The sequence below is a fragment of the Phyllobacterium chamaecytisi genome (assembly GCF_020164455.1).
GTDB lineage: Bacteria > Pseudomonadota > Alphaproteobacteria > Rhizobiales > Rhizobiaceae > Phyllobacterium > Phyllobacterium chamaecytisi.
Map to the genome: position 1 here is coordinate 105144 of NZ_JAIQWW010000009.1, position 17471 is coordinate 122614.

A 17471-nucleotide genomic window follows, 5' to 3' on the forward strand; every position below is an offset into this window, starting at 1 on the left:
ATATTATCGCTCATTTCATAAAACGAATAATGCAACGATGTACGGCTATGGACCATTCAAACCGTCCCATCGATCCCGGACGAGGTCGCGCATCATCAAAGCCTCGGACCAACGATCGGTCGTGTCATTGCCGTCGCGCCCTGTAATGGCGTAGGGCTTCGGACCTAGTTCACACACGAATGCCAGAGTCGCATTTGGGTCTGCGCGCCCCATCCAACTCTTGAAGCCGTACTCCCACCAGCCCAGAAAAAGATCGAGCCAGGGCTTATGATGAGGAAAGGAAATTTCGATCTGGACCTGTTCTCGACTCGCGACGCGTCCATGAAACGCCCATGAATTGTCAAGTATTCGTTTGATGTAACCGTCATCTGTCTCATTGATCGGCCAGGCGAATTCCCGACCGACCAGAAAGTGCGACACATCGCCGAGAAGTTTCAGGTCTGGGAAACAATCCAGTAAATCCAGCGTGAAGTAGAGGTCGGTGGTCATTCGGTCGCGATGGGTTTCTATATAGACAGGAAAGTCCACTTCCTCGGCCAGCCTGCGCCAACCCTCCAGCAAAGGAATACAGTCTTGAATCCGACGCGGTCTAACGTCGGGCTGGATGTCGAGATGGTGCAGTCCGCTCTCGACGGCATTTTCGAGCACCGGCTTCAAATCATCAACGGTTTTGGGGAAGCACTGACCTTCGGCCCGTAAGCCGGACGCCCTGAGGAGAGCCGACATGCGTCTTACCTGCTGTGGATCTCTCCAGTCGGCGCTTATGCCGTCAAAGCCTGCGGCGTGTATTTTTTCGATTTTCTGCTCAACCGATGCCTCATAGCCATCGCTGTGTCGACGCTCCATCGCCCACATTGATTGAAAAACTAAAAGCTTCTGCATAGGTCCTCCCAAAACGCCGTCCTCTGGCCACCTGATCCGATGGATCGTCAGGCCACCACCGCAGGAACAATCAGACTTCTAAGGTCAACGGTGTAATCACAAAGATCACCAACGCCCGGAGTGAGCATTCGTTGAATCATAAGCTGGCCAAAACGAACGCCACGCCCGACCTCCCGGAGCGAGCCAAATCCACTAACCCCTGCTATGTGGCCAGTCTCTGTCATATGGAATAGCAATAATGAACCGTCCAGGCAGACGCGCTCGGTGATGAAAGGTCCCCTTGCTGGGAATCCAGCTATTTGGATAGTGCTTTCGTACTGATCGGACCACATCCATGGCGAAGTTGAGTAGATCTGTTCGCCGCCGAGCATGTTTTTGGCGACCACGTAGGCTTGATCCTCGGCGTTCTTCCAACATTCGAGCCGAATCCGTTCACCCGACGCCTCGTCCGCAAACGAGCAGGCGTCACCTGCCGAATAGATTGAGACATCACTGGTTCTCAGGTACTTGTCAACGGCAATCCCATTGTCAATATCCAAGCCTGCGGCTTGAGCTAGGGAAACCCTTGGCTCAACGCCTACGCTAATCAGGACGACGTCGCACTCCAAAATCTCCCCGGTACTCAACCGCAAAGATGAGACATTATTGACACCATTAATTTCTTTAACAGCGCAACCAAGTTTGAAGCACACGCCTTCTTTTTCGTGGCGAAGTTTCGCTGCCAGCGCGATCTTTTCCGGCACGGCCCGGTTCATCAAACGGTTTGCGAGCTCTACTACGGTTACGTCACACTTCCTTGCGATAGCGCTTGCTGCAGCCTCGAGGCCAATAAGACCGCCGCCGACAATCACGACCTTTGCACTCTCCTGCAGCCAACTCGCGAGTCTATTCGCGTCAGAAGCAGAGCGAAGGAAGGAAATCTTACCTAAATCACTTCCTATGACGTTGAGACGTCGAGGCTCAGCGCCAGGCGCCAAGAGCAGCCGATGGTAGGGAAGCTCCGCACCATTGGAAAGCTCAATCAGATGCGAATTCCGATCAATCGAAAGCGCAGTGGTATCGCGAATATGCTCGATACCATTGGCAGCAAAGAAACCGTCGACAAGAATCGGATATTTTTCGAAGCTGTTGGTGCCGGACAGAACCGCCTTCGAAAGGGGCGGCCTTTCATAGGGCATAGCGTCTTCGCTTTCCACGATTGTCAGCTTTCCGCTCCATCCGTTCTTTCGCAAGGCCTCTGCGGCGCGAGCACCCGCGTGGCCTGCGCCGACTATGACCATTCCATGTTCGGACAAGTTCTTCTCCACAGGTGCGTCGTTAAGAGTAAAGGTGGATGTCGGCCAATCTTCCGCCTGGCCGACATCAGACTTCATCAAATTCGAGAGTCTGCAGCCGTATGACCTGACTGCTTCATGAAGAAGGCGGGCGTTTTTTCTTGAAGCGCTCGTTCATTGCAGCGTGAGCTTCTGCTGTCCCATTATGCCAGGTACCAAACCAGCGATCAAAGGGAACCGAGCCATCACCGCCGTAGTTCACTTCAAAATAGCGGTGGTGCAGATAGTGCATATAGGTCGCCAAATCTATCTCGACCTTTCCGTTCACGACCATCCGACCGAAGGCACTGTGGTCAGGGGCAGGAGCGAAGTTGAGGTGCACAAGGTGATAAACCACCAGCAATGGGTTCGAGTAGATGACCCACTGGATGAGAACACTGGAATAGTAGATCACGTGTTCGATTGGGTGCATCGACAACCCCGACCAAGGAGTGGGGTTGGAATTTCGGTGATGCACGCTGTGGGCCAGCTTATATAGTAGCGAGGAGTGCATCAGGCGATGAACCACATAGAAGTGCGCTTCGCGCCAGAATGCGACCAAAAACATGCACATACCGAAATAGACCGGATGCGCCTCCATATCCAGATACGGTATGTAGCCATTTGCCATTGCCCAAAATGTGACCACCTCGTAGGCGGTCCAAATTGGAACCCCGCTGAACAACGTCCAAAACATGTTGTCAAAGAGCTGTTTGCCGAACAGGAACGTTTCGCTGTCCTTCGGCCAGCGTGCGTTGTACTTGAAATCAGTACCCTGCGACCGCCTTACGTAGAGTCGAATGTGCCAAAAACTGGTCCAAACCAGGAGAATAATAAAGTTCTGGATGAACAGATTGGATATCCACCCGACCTCGAAATTTTTCATCTGCTGGAGATCAGGTATCAGGAACCACCAGATACCCACGGAAACGAGCATGTAAAAGGCATTATAAGGGAAAAGATATCCCCCCCAGCCAAAAATAAATTTGAGAAAGGCGCCTGGTTTCGGCGGCCAAACAAACACAGGAGGCGTTTCGACAACAGGTGGTATCCACCCACCAGTATCGGGTCTATCAGCGTCACTTATATCTGCCATTTTTTCTCCTCCCATGGCGTTTGGTGCCCGCATAGTGAGCGGTATAACTCAAGTCGATGATTACTCTTGAAGAAATATACTGCCAGTCGGAATTTGAGGGTTTCCCCTCATTCTCAGCTTCACGCTGTTCGGGAAGCCCTCAAAACTTGCTCCATCCGAACTCAAATGCTTGAACATCGTACATTTCCAAAGTTCGGGAACCGAGGCCTTATATAAGTTCCTGTTGTTGTCGTAGGTACACGTGCGCGCGCGAATCGGTCGCGCCAGATCTCGATTACCTCGGCGTCGTCCAGGTGTTCCCACGATCCACTGCATTTAGGGCTGCGGGGTACCATCCCACAATCCGTGCTTACGCAGTCGAAGGGCGTTTCCATCAGACTGTACCGGGCGGTAACGTCATCTCTTACTGCTACCCAATCGCCAGTCAAATGTCCGACAAATCCTCCGGCAGCATCTCATCCGGAATGTTTTGATAGCAGACGGGGCGCAGAAAGCGGCGGATCGACAGTGTGCCGACGGAAGTTGCACCGAAATTTGTTGACGCAGGATACGGGCCGCCATGAACCATCGCGTCGCATACTTCGACGCCGGTTGGATAGCCGTTTGCCAAAATGCGGCCTGCCTTTCGCTCGAGGATCGGCATCAGTTTTTTCGCTTGAGGACCGTCCGCATCGTCCATGTGGACCGTCGCGGTAAGCTGACCTTGGAAACTGCGGGCGATCTTTTCCATTTCGCCAAGATCCTCGACCATGACGACGAGACCGAGCGGACCAAAAATCTCCTCGCCGAGAACGTGGTTCGCAAGCCAATTCGCGCCGGAAGTCAGGAACAAATACGGCGTCGCGTTCCTCAGGTCGCACATCGAGGTCAGGACTTCCCGGACCCCACCTGTGGCACGAATGCTGTCGCGCCCGCTGCGATATGCAGCCGCAATGCCATCGGTCAGCATGGTCTGCGCACCGATGGGCTCAAGCGCTGCGACAGCGGCGTTGACGAATGCATCCGCGTCACCGCCCTTGACCATGACGACAACGCCGGGATTCGTGCAGAACTGCCCAGCACCCAGGGTGAGCGAACCGGCCCAGCCCTTGGCAATGGCCTCGCCGCGCGCTTTCCCTGCAGTGGGCATCACGAACATCGGATTGACGGAGCCGAGCTCGCCGAAGAAGGGAATGGGTTCGGGTCTGCCGGCGCACAGGTCGAACAGGGCCCGTCCGCCGCCCAACGATCCGGTGAAACCGACAGCCTTGATCAGCCGATGCTTGACCAGGCTCGAGCCAAGCTCGCGGTTGTTCCCCTGAAGCAGCGAGAACGTGCCCGGGTGAATCCCGGTCGCCTTTATAGCCGCATCGATTGCCTGGGCAACGATCTCGCCAGTGCCGGGATGGGCGGAGTGGCCCTTGACGACGACGGGACAGCCAGCGGCGAGCGCTGCGGCGGTATCGCCGCCCGCCGTCGAAAACGCCAGCGGAAAATTCGACGCGCCGAAGACTGCGACAGGGCCGACAGGCCGTTCCATCAGCCTGATATCCGGCCTCGCTAGAGGCTGCCCGTCGGGCAGAGCGGCGTCGCGCCGGCGGTCGAGATAGTCGCCCTTCTCGATATGGCTTGCGAACAGGCGCAGCTGGCCGGTGGTGCGGCCGCGCTCGCCTCGAAGCCTCGCGCCGGGCAGTCCCGTTTCGGCTGAGCCTATCTCAGTGATCGCTTCGCCGCGCGCCTCGATCTCGTCAGCGATGCGGTTGAGAAAAGCGGCGCGCTCCGCTCGTGTCGAATAGCCGTAGGACCAGAAGGCGTCTTCGGCTGCGGCTGCGGCTCGTTCGACTTCGGTAGGCCCGGCGACGGCATAGCTGCCTGCCGAACCCTCTGCCGGCTCGGAGGAAAACATCGTCTCTCCGCCAACCCATTCGCCTGCGATCAAGTGTTTGCCAGTCAGCATGCGCGACGCTCCTTTCGGTCTGCAATTCAAGAATGCAGGATTTCGCTCCCGCCTCCCATCGGATTTACCGGCGAGCAATTCAAGTTGAATGTCTTATTTGCCCCATTTTAGCGCAAGCACGTCGAGTTCGCGGGCAAGAGACAAAAGCCGTGCCTTTGTGCGGTCGGACATAGGCTTCAGCGGATGGCGGACGTAGTCGCTTTTGATGACCCCGCCTTCCATCATCACCGTCTTGGCGGCGCGAAGGCCACACTGACGGTTCTCGTGATTGATCAGCGGCAGGCATGTCTCCCATTGCCTGAGCGCCGCATCGAGATTACCGGCGCGGTGCTCTAACACGATGGGACGGATCTTTTCAGGGAACATGGCCGACGTCATTGTACCGGTGCATCCCGCGTCCAAATCGGCAAGCAGCGTGACGGCTTCCTCGCCGTCGAACGGCCCAACGATGTCCCTGCCACCCTGTTCGATCAGTGCCGCCAGCTTGTCGGCGGCAAAGGGAGTTTCGATCTTGAAGTAGGATACATTCTCGATCTGCTTCGCCATGCGGGCGAGCAGCGGAACCGGCAGAACCACGCCCGAAAGCGGCGCATCTTGTACCATGATCGGGGTCGAGATGGCGTCAGAGACGGCTTGGAAGTGTTCAATGATGCCCTGTTCGGCGGGCACGAGACCGACTCCATGATAGGGCGGCATCATCATCAGCATAGAGGCGCCGAGGCTTTCGGCGTATTTTGCGCGGTCCACTGCGATCTGTGTGGAGAAATGCGAGATTGTTACGATGACAGGCACGCGACCGGCGATGTGTTCGAGGGAGATACGAGTGAGTTTCGCACGCTCCTCGTCCGACAGCACGAACTGCTCGGAATAGTTAGCGAGAATACATATGCCGTCGACACTTTGATCGATCATGCAGTCGAGGACTCGGCGCATCCCCTCTTCGTCCACGGTGCCATTGACGTTAAAGGGTGTTGGGGCAACCGGGAGGATCCCGGTTAACGGAGCCTGGATCATTTAGGTTCTCTTTCGTGGTTGCGTCACAGTGTTTCCAGCCGGGCAAAGAAACTACCCGTTGGGTCGTTCCTGTCGATGATCTGGCTGAGCGCCAATTTGGTCTCCGACGCGGGGGCGTCTTTTCGATAATGGCTTCCACGACTTTCCTTCCGGTTCAGCGCGGCGCGTGCCATCATCCGTCCGCATTCGATTAGATTGTCGGTTTCGATCAAATGCACGAACGCGTCGCGCGTGGGTGCGTCAGTGTCTGTCTTGAGGATGTCTTGCAGGTTATCAAGCTCATTCAGCAGAGCCCGCAATCCGGCTTCGTCGCGTATGACAAGGAGGTTGCGATTCGCTGTCATCTGTAGCCGTGCGCGAACTTCGGCGCCCGTATGCGCGCCAGTGCGCCGGAAGCCTGCAAGATACTCCTCCTGTTCGGCAATCGCCTTCGGCACTTCTGCTAGAGAGATCTTCTTTGCCCTTGCCGCCGCAGCTTTGCCTGCGCGCGCTCCGAACACTTGGCAGGTCATCGCCATGTTGCCGCCAAGACGATCCGCTCCATGCGGGCCTGCCGCCGTCTCGCCGGCCGCGAAAAGCCCCTGGAGCGAGCAGTCCCCGTCGAGCCCGATGCGCAGTCCCCCGTTGATCGCATGAGCGGAACAGGTGACCTGGACGGCATCCTTGTAAAGGTCGGCCCCCCGCTCCTTGTACCAGTCATATGTTAGGGGCCACATACGTGAAATCGAATGGCTCTTGTCATTCAGGACGGTCTCGAAATCGGTTCCGAGGAAATCGAGGTACACGCCCCCTTTGTCCGTCGCACGGCCCTCATTCACGGCATTCTGGATCGAAACCTCGACAAAACGGGAGATATCGGAAGACGAGAAAGGAAAATGTCGTTCTTTTTCCGCGTATACTTCTCCGACAGAAAGGCCCGACGGCATGTAATCCGTCAAGAATGGCTGACCGTCCCTGTCGGTCAGTGATGGCGATGCGGCCCAGAGATAATTTCCGAATAAGTTGATGAACGGATCGATGATGCTGACGCCAGCCTGCATGAATTCCATGTTCGCAAGCTGCGCGCCGGCACGCCAGGCCATTGCGTAGCCGTCACCGGTGATGTCGGACGGGTAAAGGTTAGTAGCGAACAACTGACTAGCGCCGCCGGTCGTCATGATGACAGATTTTGCGCGAACGATAACTGGCTCCCCTTTTTCGTCCAACGCGAACACTCCGTGACAGGTGTTCTCCAAGGTCAAGAGTCCAACGACCATCGTTTTGTCGATGACTTTGATTCCCCGGCGACTGGCCTCCTGGCCAAGTGCTTTGACGATCGGCTTGAAATGATCTTTGATCACGTGCGACCGCGGCTTCGACGAGAAACAGGCTCGGAATGCCAGGTAGTTGTCGTCTTGACGTTCAAAGTGCACGCCATACTTCTCGAGGAAATGCAGCGCGGATTCGGCCTCGTTGACCAGAACGTCGACCAACCGGCTGTCGGCCACACCCTGTGCTGCGGACAAGATATCGCCACGAAATACCTCTGGGTTGTCGGTCGAGTCTCCAGCCCCGTCAGGCACGTTGAAGGCTCCGACCTCGGCGACGCTGTGAAAGGTGGCGCCGCTCTTGCTAAAGGCGCTCTTCACCAGGACCAGCACGTCGGCGCCCGCGTCGCTTGCGGCCAGAATTGCCCGAAGTGCAGCCCCGCCGCTGCCAACGACCAGAACATCCGTTTCAATGGTCCGATGGTTTTTCATGGTACGCTCCTCACTGGAAATGACGTCTCGCCATTTCAGCAAGCTGATCTGAAACGGTGACTTCAAACGGGATTTGCTCGAGTACGTCGCGACGGACGTCTATTCCGGGCGCTACTTCAAAGAGTTCGAGACCTCCGCCGATTAGTCGGAAAACCGCGCGTTCAGTTATATATTTGACCGTCTGACCCTTGCCAGTGGCAACCTGGGCGTTAAACGTGATCTGTTCGACATCGGGCACGAACTTGGAGAAGCGGCCCTCAGAGTGGATGTTCAGCCTTCCTGACTCTGTCGAGATATCCAGACCACCGGCATTGAACGACCCACAGAACGTCACGCGGGGCGTCCGACTTACGATATCGATGAAACCCCCGCATCCGGGGATGATGCCGTTGAACTTGCTGACATTCACGTTGCCGTAGGCGTCGATCTGACCACAGCCCAGAAATGTCGCATCAAGCGCCCCGCCCTGGAAAGAATCGAATACGCTGGTGCTGTCGATGATCGCGTCGGGATTTATGTTGGTTCCGAAAATGGCGCGTTCGCCTGGAACTCCTCCGATAGAGCCATGCTCCGGGAAAAAGGTTGTGTGAGGGCATGTGGCGTATTCATGCAGGATAGCGGGAATCTCGATCGGCATCCCGACCCCAAGATTGACAGTTTCTCCATCGCTTATTTCCTCGGTGGCTCTGCTTGCAATAATCCTGGCGACGCCCTTCCCGACCAATCGCATACTGTTCAAGGGCAGGCGGTATTGTCCGGTCAGAAAGGGATTCATAGCGCCACCGGAAATGGCTTGATCCGGAACAACGACAATCGCGTCAACGAAAATCCCGGGAATTTCGACCATCCGGGGATGTATCGTTCCCGCGCGGGTCACCCGCCGGACCTGAACGATGACCCTTCCCCCAGACGCCTTGGTTGCCTGTGCGATGGCACGGGCCCCGAGAGATACGGGTTCGTCCTCGAAACTGATATTCCCGTTTTCGTCGGCGCAAGTTCCACGAATGAAGGCGACATCGATTGGAAGCGCCTCGTAAGCCAAATGGGTTTCGCCCTCGATCTCAATCCGGCGCGCAAGTGACGTCTTGGCTGCTCCGTTTACACGGCCGCCTTCGATCTCAGGATCGACAAACGTGCCCAGCCCGACCGAGGTAATGGTGCGCGATCTCCCGGCAGCACGATCGCGGAGCATCTGGAAAATGGTACCCATCGGTAGGATATGCGCTTCAAAGGCGTCTTCTTTCAGAAGAGCAGTATATTTCGATGTTTTCAGAAAACTAAAACTGCTGCCTATCGCCCGAGCGACAAGTCCTCTGTGCGCCAGAGATTCAAGGCCGCGTCCTTCGCCCATGCCGACGACAACAGGGTGCAATTCCGTCAAATTTCGCGGAGACCCGGTGTCGACGAAGCGTTGGCCGAGGGCAGACAGCAAAGCCTCGGGTGCGAGGACATTTTCGCAGCCGCCAATGGCCAGGACGTTGCTGTCCGAAACAAGCTCGGCTGCCTCACCGGCCGTCAGTATTTTTACAATTTTCATTTTTTCTCCTGAGTCACAAGCACTACGGCTCGATCAAGCCCATTGGACGTTGTTGAGGTTTGCCAAGCGATCTTGCTAAGGGGGCAGGGAGTTGCGCGGTACCTCGTCGATCGAGCGGCGTGCGAACTTTTGATCCCGCGTTTCTTTTCCATTTTGTCCTGTTTCCCCGCAAAAAATACACGGCTCTCTGGATTCGACGCTTAGTTCCTCAAACTTCCACGCCAACGTGGCGTAGGAATTCCTTCGTTCTGCCCTCGGTCGGGTGTTTGAAAATATTGTCTGGTCGGCCTTCCTCGATGACCCGTCCTTTGTCGAAAACCATGATCCAGTCACTGACGCGGCGCGCAAAACTCATCTCATGGGTCACGACAATCATGGTCATTCCCTCGCCAGCGAGATCAGACATGACGCTCAAGACTTCGCCCACGGTTTCCGGATCCAATGCCGACGTCGGTTCGTCAAACAGCATCACTTCGGGGCCCATTGCCAAAGCTCGCGCGATCGCAATCCTTTGCTGTTGCCCGCCGCTCAGCATCGAGGGATAGCTGTGCGCTTTTTCGACAAGTCCGACTTTCTTCAGAAGCGAGTAGGACAATTCTTCGGCCTCGCGTTTCGGCATGCCGAGAACCGTGACCGGGGCACAATTGATGTTTTCGATGGCGGTCATGTGCGGGAATAGTTCAAAACTCTGAAAAACCATTCCCATCCGTCGTCGCACCAGCCTGACGTTATTTTCACCTTTGGGTAGCGGCGCGCCATCGAAGATTATTTCACCGCCGTTGATCTGCTCAAGTGCATTGGTACACCGAAGCAGAGTCGACTTCCCGGAGCCCGACGGACCGATCAAGCAGACAACCTCGCCTCTGTTGACTTCGGCCGTCACTCCATTCAGTGCCGTGAAGTCGCCGTAGCACTTTTCCACATTGTTGTAGGTGACTATTGGCGGCTTGCCGATTGCGTTTCTTTGATGATCCATACGGCTCATTCCTTCACCTCATATTTCCTATTCAGCCAATCGACCAACTTTGCCTGCGGATATCCGAGGCACCAGTAAATCGCAGCCATCGCCGTCAGAATTTCGAATATGCGGAAGCTTTCTGCCCTGGCCTGAAGCGACACATAGGACAATTCGCTCACCGCGATCACAGAGACGAGGGACGTGTCCTTGAAAAGCGAGACCCAAGTGTTGCTGAATGCTGGCAGGACCCGACGGAGCGCTTGTGGCAGGATAACTTTTACTTGCAATTGCCATTTGCTCATACCTAAGGCCAGTCCAGCGTCGCTCTGGCCTTTCCGGATTGAATTGACGCCGGCGCGAAATGTCTCAGAATTGTAGGCCGAGACAATGAGCGAGAGGGCCACCACGCCGGTGAGAAACGGCGGCAGATGGACGCCGAATCGCGGCATAACGTAGAAAATCCAATAGACGAGCAAGATGAGTGGCGTCGCTCTGAAGGTCTCTACGTAAACTGTGGCAATTCCCCGCAAAGCCCGCACCGGAGAATTTCGCATGAGCATGATCACGATTCCTCCGGGGATCGCGACCAACATCGTAACCACAGCCAGCAAAACGGTGTTCATCACGCCGAAAAGGAAAGCCCACCGGTATTCCCAGACTATCGACCAATCGAGATTCATGACCGCCCCAGATGTGAGAGCCGTGAATAAAGCCAGTCCGTTGATCGCGTCAGAGGCAAGATCATCGCTATGTAGACGATGAGAGCCACCGTGTAGATTTCTAACGGCCTATAGGTCTGAGCTGCAACAATTCCAGAATTCTGAAGATAGTCTGGAACTGCAATCACCGAGCATATGGCAGAGTTCTTCACAGTGATCGAAAGCATATTGCCGTATTGGGGCAGTATTCTTACTACTGCTTGCGGCAGAATGATCTTCAAGATTGTTTGGTTTTGGCTCATACCCAAGGCTTTTGCGGCTCGGGTTTGCCCGGATCGAATGGACAGTACGCCGCCACGCACGATTTCCGAGATATAAGCCGCAATATAGGCGCTGAGGGCGATGAAAGCAGCCCAGAACGGGGGAAGCGAAATTCCGACCATCAAGGGAAAGGCGAAGTACATCCAAATCAGCACTACAAGCGCTGGGATTGACCGTGCACTGTCGACATAGAAAGCTAGAACTCCAGCTAACCAGCGTGGTCCGTAGACCCTTGCCAGACCGATCGCACCGCCCAAGATACTGGCCGCGATGATCGACAGAACGGATAGTGAAATTGTGATCAGGAGCCCATCTCGCAGATATCTCCAGTTCTCAAAAATGGGAGAAAAATCGAATTCCATTTCATCCTCCATATGCAAACAACGCGGTCGCGAGAGGCCATCTCGGGCATACAGCAGCCTGCCCGAGATAATCACGACTGATTTTGTCCAAGACAGACCGCCGTGCGCGACCTCAAGCGCAGTTCGAAACCTAGAGCCGCTCGGCGATCACTCTTTTTTCTTCTTCCTGCACTTTCGGCATGACTTCGGCGGTCGTGGCCCTTAGCCACTGAAGAAACACGTCCTGACCCTTGTCGATTGCCATGCCGATGGACTGAGCTTTTTCTTTACTGTCCTGGCAATTGTTCTCGGATGGCAGGATGCCGAGCGCGGGAAGTTTTGCCTGCAAGGCCGGCCACTGCACCCGGTTAATTGGTGCCGAGTCCGCGCGACCTGACATGATGTCGTCGATTGGAACGACCGACGATGTGATGATGCCCCGATGCTGCGCCTTGTCGAACCGCTTCTTAACCCAGGTTTCCTCGACAGCACCTAGGAGGAAGGCAATCGTCAGATCCGGCTTGTTGAGATCATCCACGGATTTAGCCTCCGAGAATTTCGGATTGTTCTTCAGACCGAACATGCAGACACTGGTGGTCGAATATTGCACGAAGTCGACGACTTTCAATCGCTCGGGTGACTCTCCTAAAGGCGTGATCGTAATGTCGACCTGATTGGCCGCAAGGGCGGGAATTTTGGTTTCGTGGCTGACCGGGATAGCTTCGAGGCGGACACCAAGTTGCGAAGCAAATTCATTTGCGAGCAACCATGCGGGGCCACTCCACCTTTCGCCCTCGCCACTGGTATTCTCCACTAGCCAGGGCATGTTGTGCAACACGCCGACGCGAATTACGCCGGCATCCTTAATCGCATCGATCCGAGGGCTCTGCCCGGGAGCAGGAAGGTCTGCTGCCCAGCAGATCGTTGCCGCCACAGTATAAAAGGCGACCGTAAGGCCGCTGACAAATTTCATTCTCATTTTGGTCTCTCCTCCTCATTTCGCCGAATTGGTCGGCCGAATTTCCATTTGACTGGCGTTCGCTACTCCCCGATCGCCGCGAAACTTAGCTTTACGCTTGGGCCTGCTTTCCGCGCCGGAAGCGATTCATGTTTGCTTGCGCCGTCTCGTGCTGCACGTCCTGCGCAAAACTGCGGTTGGCCAAGCTGTCCATGACTTCGGACCCCGACGAGATCAGTGGCGCGAAATACTGTTTGGTTGTTCGCACCGCGTGAGGCGGCAGATCCGCGAGAACAGCGGCATATCGCAACGCCGCGTCGCGTGCAGTCTCATCAGGGTCCGCGACAATATCTGCGAGGCCAAGGCGAAACGCCTCTTCGCCTTGGATGGCCGACGCATTCCAGGTTAGGAATCGGGCCGCGACGGGGCCAACACGCATCGCCAAGGCGTTGAGACCGAAACCCGGAAGCCAGCCAAGCGAGACCTCTGGCAGGTGCCAGCGAGCCGCCGATGAGGTCACGACAACGTCGCAGGCCGCGGCCAGCATGAAGCCAGCGCCCATTGCGAACCCTTCCACTGCGCTGACAACCGGCTTCTCGATAAGAGCTAGAGAACGGACAAACGCGCCGAGGCGGCGATCTAAGACTGCACGCTCCTGTGAAGTCCTTGCCGCATAGTCCTTGAGATCGGCGCCCGCGGAAAAGCCCGGACCATTCCCGGCCAGGACGATGACGTTCACCGCCCGATCCGCAGCCGCGTTTTCAATCGCGGACTCAAGATCCTCAAGGAGGTCTTCGCCGAGCGCATTGCGCCGCTCGGGCCGGTTTAAAGCCAGAACCTCGATGGCTTTGGTGCGCTCTCGTACCACAAATCTCATTTCTTCCTCTCCACAAATTTGAAGCCGAAACCCCGAAAGGCCGCGTCTGAATTTTGAGAATACGTTTACTCCAATTCTGATCTAATGCAAGAGTTAGATCGGCGCGCTAGATGCTTTAACTCAAAAGCGATTCGGAAAATTTTCCATAAGCGATTGATATTCATTATCATTTATCTGTTCTTTGTAGAGTCGCCCTTGGCTTGTCTAAAGTCGACGTTTGTGCGAAGTACGGTCGAGGTAGGCATCGATCTTATAGGGTCCACCGGATCAGTTTCGACCCGATCTAGACCCGATAGCCCGGACGGAAGTTTCATGGTCGACCTGCTGGTCTGAGCCACCTTAGATCGCCAATTTAGGTGTGCTGATGAGACTTGGCGCTGGCTCGAGTTTTAGCAGCATGCCAGCCTCAAGCCACAATGAGCCGACGAGGCGATGATTAGAATGTGGAAGAATATTCAGTTATATCCGTTAGTTATAAGGCCTGCCAAAAAAATGCATCCTATCGATCCTATTCATCCTTCCGATGCAGCGGGGCGGGTGGCAGTCTTCCGACATCTCAAACGGCTCTTCGAACTCACAAAGCAGAACCCATTTGGTTCGGGTGGGTGAACCTACAAAATGAGCGGGTTCTGCCCGTGCCCAAGTGGCCTGGTTGCGCAGTGAAACCCGAGATCGATGTCCATTTGAACCGAGCTCTTCCGTTTCATGACGCGCCGTGGTAAACGTATTCTTGAAATTGACGTAGCAGATTTTACAAGGCAGCATCGAACGCACATGTCTAAGGCGAAGAAGATAATAACCAACGTAAACCAATCGCCCAGGGTATTCGAAGTCGCGAAGCGCGCAGGGTGTTCCATTGCAACCGTCTCGCGAGTGATAAACGAACAGGAAAGCGTCGGTAAGGATCTACGTGAGCGCATTCTCAAGGTCATGGGCGAACTTGGCTATGTTCCGAATGGCTCAGCTCGCGCGCTGAGGTCGTCGCGGTCGCGTCTAATCGGCTCGATCTTTCCTACGTTGGACAACGCGATTTTCACGCGAATGCTGGCGGGACTGGAGAGTCGTTTGGCGCCGGCCGGCGCGTCGCTTATTCAATGTGCGACCGGGTACGATCTCGACCGCGAATTCCAGCTCGTCCGCAACCTGATCGAGAAGGGCGTCGACGGTGTCGTTCTGGTGGGCACCATACATCGCCCTGAAACGCTGGGTCTTCTGCGGGAACGTAAGGTCCGCTTCGCGGTCTCCTATGCCCTATCCGACGATCCAACCATTCCTTGCATGGGTTTCGACAACAAGAAAGGCGGCGCGCTGGCGGCCTCCTATTTCGCCGACTTGGGACACAGGAACATTGCGGTCATCTCGGGAATTACCCACGACAACGATCGTGCGTCGGCGCGCCGCGACGGATTCCTCGAAACTGCTCTGGCCCGCGGCATAGATCGGTCGAGCATTGCCCTTGTCGAGGCGCCCTACGAATTCAGCCGGGCGCGTGCCGCTGTTAGAATCATCATCGAGAAAAGCCCGGATGTGACGGCTATCTTCTGTACCAGCGACGTCCTAGCGATCGGTGCGATGCGGGGATGCCGGGATGCCGGGCTGAGAGTTCCGGAAGATATCTCGATGATCGGATTCGATAACCTGGACATTGCAGATTATCTCATACCGGCCCTTACCACGATCGACGTCCCGGCGCGATTGATGGGCGAACAGGTCGGAGACTTTTTCCTAGCCGACCAGGAAAACCTTAACATCCATTCAAGGGTCGAACTGGAGACCAATCTGATCGTGCGCGGCACATGCGGCCCAGCCCGTGCATGAAGGATCATCCATGGCAGGATAATGGAACGAGTAACGGACCAGCAAGAAACGGGACTTTTGGATACGCTGTCAAGAGATGTTCCGGCCGATGGACATGTCATCGCGTTGACTACAGCTTTCAAACCTTGCGCTGTTATCTAGACTGCTTGATGGAAGCGGAGCGACCACGTCGCCCTCCCTCTGAATTCTGCCGTTGATCGCCATCATGCTCGACCCGAGCACAACCTGCCGCCGGGTTCAAAGAGCTTAGGCCACACGACGACATTGGCAGGTGCTGTCTCGTCTTCAATTGTCAGGAATATGACTCCCTTCGCAGATCCAGGTTTCTGACGGACGAGAACGAGCCCTCCCGTCATCAGCCATGGGCCGTCGCGAGCGGCCATGGCTTCCTCGCAGGTCACGATCTGGCGTGCTGACAGATCCTTGCGAAGAAACGCGATCGGATGCTGGCGGAGGGTCAGCTCGGTGTGGCTGTAATGCTGGATAACGTTGTGCCCGTCGGTCATCTGCTGAAGAGTGACGGTCGGCTCCTGCTGCTCCGCGATCGTGGTCCTCTCCCGCTCCGCCGCGACGGCGAACAAGGGCCGTCTCTGAGCGCCTTGATTGCCCAGAGTGCATCAGGTCTTTCGAGATCTAGTGACGGCAGGAAGGCATCGGCCGCAGCGAGGCCCACCAATGATGCCGTCGGCACGCCAGAGCGGTGCTACATGTCGTCAACACTGTCGAACGGCTGATCGACTTGTGCGGCAGCAATTCGATTCGCATCGGCGGCGCGAAACAGCGGACGAGCCTCATGCCCAGTCGAACGGCACTACGATCAGAATTCTCGATGGGCTCCAGTGTGCAATCCCATCGCGAGCGATTAACGCACACTAGCCGGATCTCAACACCATTTTTTCTAGCGTCGCCGACGATCTGGGCAACGACATGAAATCACATGGAGTGCTGTTGATCAGGGGCGCACAGAATGCGTCGGGGTAATGGCATTTCATATAGCTCGAGGAATAGGCGATGAGCGCAAAATTCGCGGCATGACTTTCCGGAAACCCGCAAGACCCGAAGCCTCGAGCTGCGAGAATGTCTTTTCGGCAAACTCGGGTAAATAGCCGTTCGGACCATGCCGACCAAACGCTGCATGAACGTGCAGCCGCTCTATCATGCTGACGACACCCGAACTGGAGCTGCTGTTGCCTGAAATCAAAAGAGCGAAAAATTCTGGACACTACCCCTCGCCACCAGTGAAACCGGTGCAGACCATCGCAACCCTCATCGCGGATTACTACAACGTGGCACGCCAAGGTCTTGCCGAGGACCGCTTCCAGCTCGGGGGTCGGATAGACAACTACCTCCTTGCCCTCGCGGCGGCATAGATAGGGCACCCATGTCGCCCTGAATCGGGCTAGGTCGAACGATGGCCACCTGGATCACGAGATCTAAAATGTCCGAGACTTCATGCGCGGCAGCATCGCTATTGTACCCGGCTTTCGACCTGGAAGGTGCTTCCCCTGTTCAAGCCCAAACCGCCACTCCTCCGCCCTGCCTGACCCCAGAGAAATTACGGGTCTACGCCGAGGCTCCATTCGCCGCTGGATGAAGATTCAGTGGAAGATCAAGTCCACTACCTGTCAGCCAGTGCTTCTCCGCCAAAGGCAAATGGCATGAGGTCTGTCATTGTCACTGTTTTGACAATACCATTTCGATCGCATAGGTGGACCGGTGTATCGTGATCGGCAAACTCCGCCAGGCGCTGCCGGCATCCGCCGCAAGGTGTAAAATCGTCCGTTCTTTCGGCGATGACAGCCACCTCAAGAATTTTTCGAGCCCCCCCAACAATCATGCAGCCAATAGCAGTAGTCTCCGCGCACCAACCCTCTGGATAGGAAGCAACCTCGATGTTGCAGCCAGCATATATTTTGCCGTCTTCGCCACGAATGGCAGCACCCGATGGAAAATCGGAGTAAGGAGAATAATGATTCTTCATCGCATTGCGAGCCGCTTCAAACAAATCCTGAGACACTACGA

General features: G+C 55.8%; 14 protein-coding genes and 2 pseudogenes. 1 reads left to right on the forward strand and 15 read right to left on the reverse strand.

Features of this window, described 5'->3' with window-relative positions:
• Positions 1-45: 45 nt before the first annotated feature.
• The 12 genes from LB462_RS15665 to LB462_RS15720 form a co-directional block, all read right to left on the reverse strand.
• A complete protein-coding gene (locus LB462_RS15665; protein WP_224509613.1) occupies positions 46-882 on the reverse strand; it encodes a sugar phosphate isomerase/epimerase family protein in 837 nt (278 codons plus the stop codon).
• Between the two features lie 47 nt (positions 883-929).
• Positions 930-2255, reverse strand: coding sequence for an NAD(P)/FAD-dependent oxidoreductase (locus tag LB462_RS15670; RefSeq protein ID WP_224509616.1), 1326 nt, complete (start codon positions 2253-2255; stop codon positions 930-932).
• 37 nt (positions 2256-2292) lie between these two features.
• Positions 2293-3291: a sterol desaturase family protein gene (locus LB462_RS15675; protein WP_224509619.1), complete on the reverse strand. Its 999-nt coding sequence runs from the start codon at positions 3289-3291 to the stop codon at positions 2293-2295.
• Positions 3292-3715: 424 nt separating this feature from the next.
• Positions 3716-5227, reverse strand: a complete 1512-nt coding sequence (locus tag LB462_RS15680) for an aldehyde dehydrogenase (NADP(+)) (protein WP_224509620.1) — start codon at positions 5225-5227, stop codon at positions 3716-3718.
• 93 nt (positions 5228-5320) lie between these two features.
• Positions 5321-6241 carry a dihydrodipicolinate synthase family protein gene (locus LB462_RS15685; protein ID WP_224509623.1) on the reverse strand — a complete coding sequence of 307 codons (921 nt, stop codon included), beginning with the start codon at positions 6239-6241 and terminating at the stop codon, positions 5321-5323.
• A 23-nt stretch (positions 6242-6264) separates the two neighbouring features.
• Positions 6265-7980 (reverse strand): FAD-binding protein, encoded by a 1716-nt coding sequence (locus LB462_RS15690; protein WP_224509626.1) that lies wholly within the window; start codon positions 7978-7980, stop codon positions 6265-6267.
• 10 nt (positions 7981-7990) lie between these two features.
• Entirely contained in the window at positions 7991-9517 is a 1527-nt protein-coding gene (locus LB462_RS15695; protein ID WP_224509629.1) for a CoA-transferase, read from the reverse strand.
• Between the two features lie 208 nt (positions 9518-9725).
• Positions 9726-10493: an amino acid ABC transporter ATP-binding protein gene (locus LB462_RS15700; RefSeq protein WP_224509632.1), complete on the reverse strand. Its 768-nt coding sequence runs from the start codon at positions 10491-10493 to the stop codon at positions 9726-9728.
• 5 nt (positions 10494-10498) lie between these two features.
• Positions 10499-11155 carry an amino acid ABC transporter permease gene (locus LB462_RS15705; RefSeq protein WP_224509635.1) on the reverse strand — a complete coding sequence of 219 codons (657 nt, stop codon included), beginning with the start codon at positions 11153-11155 and terminating at the stop codon, positions 10499-10501.
• On the reverse strand, positions 11152-11817 hold the full coding sequence (locus LB462_RS15710; RefSeq protein ID WP_224509638.1) for an amino acid ABC transporter permease: 666 nt from the start codon (positions 11815-11817) through the stop codon (positions 11152-11154). Before LB462_RS15710 ends, LB462_RS15705 begins: the two co-directional genes overlap by 4 nt.
• A gap of 130 nt (positions 11818-11947) precedes the next feature.
• On the reverse strand, positions 11948-12775 hold the full coding sequence (locus LB462_RS15715; protein ID WP_224509641.1) for a substrate-binding periplasmic protein: 828 nt from the start codon (positions 12773-12775) through the stop codon (positions 11948-11950).
• Between the two features lie 91 nt (positions 12776-12866).
• Entirely contained in the window at positions 12867-13631 is a 765-nt protein-coding gene (locus LB462_RS15720) for an enoyl-CoA hydratase/isomerase family protein (RefSeq protein WP_224509644.1), read from the reverse strand.
• Between the two features lie 774 nt (positions 13632-14405).
• Here LB462_RS15720 and LB462_RS15725 point away from each other — a divergent pair.
• Positions 14406-15449, forward strand: coding sequence for a LacI family DNA-binding transcriptional regulator (locus LB462_RS15725; RefSeq protein ID WP_224509647.1), 1044 nt, complete (start codon positions 14406-14408; stop codon positions 15447-15449).
• 99 nt (positions 15450-15548) lie between these two features.
• Here LB462_RS15725 and LB462_RS15730 read toward each other — a convergent pair.
• The 3 genes and pseudogenes from LB462_RS15730 to cdd form a co-directional block, all read right to left on the reverse strand.
• Positions 15549-16563 (reverse strand): annotated as a pseudogene (locus LB462_RS15730) (helix-hairpin-helix domain-containing protein); the annotation flags it as partial.
• Between the two features lie 111 nt (positions 16564-16674).
• Positions 16675-16947: pseudogene (locus LB462_RS31555) on the reverse strand (hypothetical protein); the annotation flags it as partial.
• Positions 16948-17067: 120 nt separating this feature from the next.
• Complete coding sequence (gene cdd / locus LB462_RS15735; protein WP_224509650.1) at positions 17068-17466, reverse strand: cytidine deaminase; 399 nt, start codon at positions 17464-17466, stop codon at positions 17068-17070.
• Between the last annotated feature and the right edge of the window lie 5 nt (positions 17467-17471).